4 protein-coding genes are annotated in these 3,702 nt (G+C 63.9%); 1 reads left to right on the top strand and 3 read right to left on the bottom strand.

Annotated features, from left to right (window positions below):
• The coding region (locus EOA60_RS23305) for a hypothetical protein (RefSeq protein ID WP_206628206.1) at positions 1-1,618 on the bottom strand (1,618 nt) is incomplete at its 3' end.
• A 146-nt stretch (positions 1,619-1,764) separates the two neighbouring features.
• On the opposite strand from EOA60_RS23305, the gene EOA60_RS23300 reads away from it, so the two are divergent.
• Complete coding sequence (locus EOA60_RS23300) at positions 1,765-2,283, top strand: MarR family transcriptional regulator (protein WP_095826167.1); 519 nt, start codon at positions 1,765-1,767, stop codon at positions 2,281-2,283.
• 182 nt (positions 2,284-2,465) lie between these two features.
• Here the strand turns inward: EOA60_RS23300 and EOA60_RS23295 are convergent, their stop codons facing one another.
• Both EOA60_RS23295 and EOA60_RS23290 read right to left on the bottom strand, forming a co-directional pair.
• A complete protein-coding gene (locus EOA60_RS23295) occupies positions 2,466-3,131 on the bottom strand; it encodes an aldolase (protein WP_095826166.1) in 666 nt (221 codons plus the stop codon).
• A partial coding sequence (locus tag EOA60_RS23290) for a substrate-binding domain-containing protein (RefSeq protein ID WP_164899482.1) occupies positions 3,128-3,702 on the bottom strand: 575 nt, incomplete at its 5' end. The genes EOA60_RS23290 and EOA60_RS23295, both read right to left, overlap by 4 nt.

Below are 3,702 nucleotides of genomic sequence, written 5' to 3'. Positions count from 1 at the left end.
GTTTAGCATCCGAGGATAGCGCTATGTCGATCGGCACGGGGGTCAGGTTGGCCGCCAGCACGCGGATCGTGTTGCCGCGACGAAAGGCAATTGCTGCCATGCCTGGCCAATCACTCGAAATCCGATAGCGTTCGACGCCGGCGGCCTCAGCGATTTGGGCATGGACGGCTTGCAAAGGTCGTCGGGAGCCGTCCTCGTTCAAGAGACCGAAGGGGCCAGTCGGTGCTGCCAATATCAACCGCTCGGCGGCGGTCTCAGCGGCCCGGGCCGCGACGCCGACGGCAAAGGCGGCACCGAACAATGCCCGCTGACGCGGGTCGGTGCCGGCGGCGGGCACCCGGGTATTTCCGGGATTGGCTGCGACCGCCTCACCATAGGGATTGTGCCGCAAGCCGATCGTGCAAGGCCCAAGCCAGATCGGCTTTCCGGGACACAATTGCCGTGCTGTCTCCATGACTGCAGGATAAACGGTCAGGGTTTCCATGACCGACTGCTCATCGGCGGCATGCACGATGGCGCTGTTGCCGAAGAAGACGAAATCCGCATCGTCGGTCGGCGGGTTGCGGTTGAATTCGGTGAATAGGGAGGGCGTACCAGCCCCAATCGGACAAGCGAGACCGACAGCCCGCAATGCCTGCACGATCTCGTCAATCGGTCGCTCACCGTTCGGCAAATGGTTCGAGGGGCGTGTCTTGAATTCGCGCCGTGGTGAAACCAGAATGGCGCTCGGTTCGACGCCCGCCAAGCGAACCATAGCTGCAAGACCCTGGGCCTCGACCCCGGGGTGGATCGCATCAAAGATCGCCTCGACCGCCAGCCCGCCGCCAAGCGCGTTCGCAAGCTCGGCCGCCTTTTCCAGCACGCGTTGATCATGCCCGCGCGCGCTGTCGAAGCGCAGTATGATCTCCGGCACCGGGCCAAGCGAAGCCGCGCCGGCGATGGCTGCCGGCAGTTGGTCGGGATCGACGAACAGCGCTATCGACGACATCCGCCCGGCAGGTCCGCCAAGGGTCAGGGTTGCTGGACTGCTGATAGCCGGTCCAGGCGCCGATGTCTCGGCGCGCACGGAAACCGTGACGCGCTGTATGTCCTTCACACCTTTGCCGATGACATAAGGTCGGGGCTTTGAGAGCGGCCGCACATAAGTCTTGAACGAGGCGTCCGTCCAGTTGCGCTGGTCCTCCATCTCGAAGGCATCGCCTTCCATGGCGACGGCGCAGACCAGGCCGGGTGCTGGCTCGTGCGTCAGCGCTGAAATGTCGAAGGCAGGCTGGTCCGGGCTGATCAATTTGGGAAATGTCGTCTCCTCGATGCTTCCGTCGCTATGCCGGATGGTCAGCCTTTTGCCCGCCGCCTCTGAAGGATGAAGCACCACGAAACCGGTGCGGTTGGTGGGAAAATCGGTGAGCGCCACGCCATCCGCTTGCAAGGTCAGCTCGCCCGAAGCGTCGCCACGAATCTTCATGCGATAGGCGAAACGTCCCTGCGGGCCGGCGCAGAGTCCGTCATAGCGAAGCTCGAACGACGTGCCGTCCTCGGAAATGCGCATGTTGGACAGTTCGGCCTTGTAAGTCCCCCAGGACGCATCGCGCGCAAGATAGTTGATCGCCCGAACCACCTCCACGCCGGCAAAACAGATCGTCCGCAGATTGCCGTCCTCGAGAACGGCGGTCAGCGGTCCGGCGGCAAGAAGCCTCCGTTGCGGAAGCGGCTCGTCGGTGCCGTAAAGCGCAAGGAGATCTTGAGGTCTGTAAACTCCGCCCTATGGAAACCGACCCGGAATCATCCGCACGCAAAGCTCCCCCGGCTGTTCGCTGGGAGGACCTGGCCGACCTCATCCTCATCATTGCCCGTGAGATTCAGTTTCGCGGTTACAGGGACGAGAGAGCGCTGTCGCTGTCACAATCGGAGGGCATGGTGATGCGCCACCTGGTTGCGCACGCTTCCGCAACGCCCAGCCAGATCGCGACGGCGACCGGGCTGCAGCGCACCAATGTTTCCACCGTGCTGCGCGACCTGGAAGGCAAGGGGCTGATCGAGCGCCATGTCGACCCGCAAGATCGCCGGGGCGTCAGCGTCCATCGCACCCGGCGGGGAGCCCACAATTACGCCCTGGTGCGCAAGGAGTGGGCAACTGCCGTATCCGAGGCCGCCGGCGGCGACACACGCAAGCTCAATGCCGCGCTTGAGCTTCTCAGGTCCATCGAAGCCGGCCTGACCGCAACGCGACCGATAGACAGCGACGGTCCGGGGCGAATGTCCGCCCGCCGCCGGAACGTCTAGTGCCGAACGGCGCGTGGAGACAAGCAATCTCGACCGCAACTCGGTAGCGGCCAGCCCTGTATCTCGTAAGGCTGCAGGCCGTCAGGACATCTTCAACAAGCGCACGCCCTTAGCAACATGCTCAGGTAATACCCCCCAACCTATGCAATCCAGGAGCGCCTCACGAAGGTCGAAATCGGGTCTCAGTGGTCGTGCGCACCATGCTCCTGCAGCGAAAGCCCAAAAGTCCGCACCAGGTCGCTGACCTGCTCCGGTGACAGATAGCGGGGGTTGAGGCCGCGCAGAAGCAGATAGAGCTTTGCCGTTTCCTCCAGCTCTTCGGTAGCGAATACCGCTGCCTCGAGCGTCTCGCCCGCGACAACGGGACCATGGTTGGCGAGCAGCACCGAAGAGTAGCGTCCAGCGAGCCCTTTGATTGCATCGGCTACCGCAGGGTCTCCGGGACGGAAATATGGCACCAAAGCCGTCTGTCCGGCGCGCATGAGATAGTACGGCGTCATTGGCGGCAGGACCGACTTGGGATCGATCTCGGGAAGCATGGTGACGGCCACCGCATGGGTTGAGTGCAGGTGCACAATCGCACGCGCTGCTGCCCGCGTCTCGTAGAGGGCGGTATGCAGGGGGATTTCCTTGGTCGGCGCATCGCCCGCGACGAGCCGCCCTTGCGCATCGAGCCTGGCAAGGCGAGCCGGATCGAGAAAGCCCAGCGATGCGTTGGTCGGCGTCACAAGCCAGCCGCCGTCATCGAGCCGCAGACTGATATTGCCCGATGATCCCGGTGTCAGCCCGCGCTCGAATAGGGAACGGCCGAAGCGGCATATCTCTTCGCGAAGTTTGGCCTCGCTCATGTTGTGGCTCCCTCGATCAGTTCGAACCCGAGATCGATCTTCGTCGGCGGCCCGTCGGAGCAGACCAGCCGGGCGCCGGTCTCTCCGACCGCGACGCGTGGCGTCCGGATGGTGGAAAGCGGTTGCGGCGCCGCGCGGGCGACGTCCAGGCCGTTATAGCCGAAAATCGCCAACCGGCCGGGGATGGCGATGCCGCGGGCAAGGCAATGGAAATAACCGCCAATCGCCATGTCGTCGTTAGAGAAATAGACGGCATCGAGATTGGGGGCGCGCCCGAGCAGCCGGCCGAGACCCTCGCGCCCGGCCTCGATCGACGAAGATGAGGGAATGATTTCTTCCGCGGCGACTTCAAGGCCTGCCTCTGCGAGCGCCGAGCGAAATCCGGCGAACCGTTTGGCGGCGCGCAGATCGCGGCTGAGATCGTGGCCCACATAGCCGATGCGCCGATAGCCGCGCGAGACCAGATGACGCGCGCTCGCGCCTCCCGCCTCGCGGTTGGAATAACCGACGACGATGTCGATGCCATCGCCATCGGAATCGAGCAGTTCGGCGACCCTGATGCGGGCGTGCC

The sequence above is a fragment of the Mesorhizobium sp. M1A.F.Ca.IN.020.06.1.1 genome, assembly GCF_004023265.1.
In the GTDB taxonomy this organism is placed as follows: Bacteria; Pseudomonadota; Alphaproteobacteria; order Rhizobiales; family Rhizobiaceae; genus Mesorhizobium.
The sequence above is the reverse complement of the archived record's forward strand: the minus strand, read 5'-3'. Positions and strand labels throughout refer to the sequence as shown.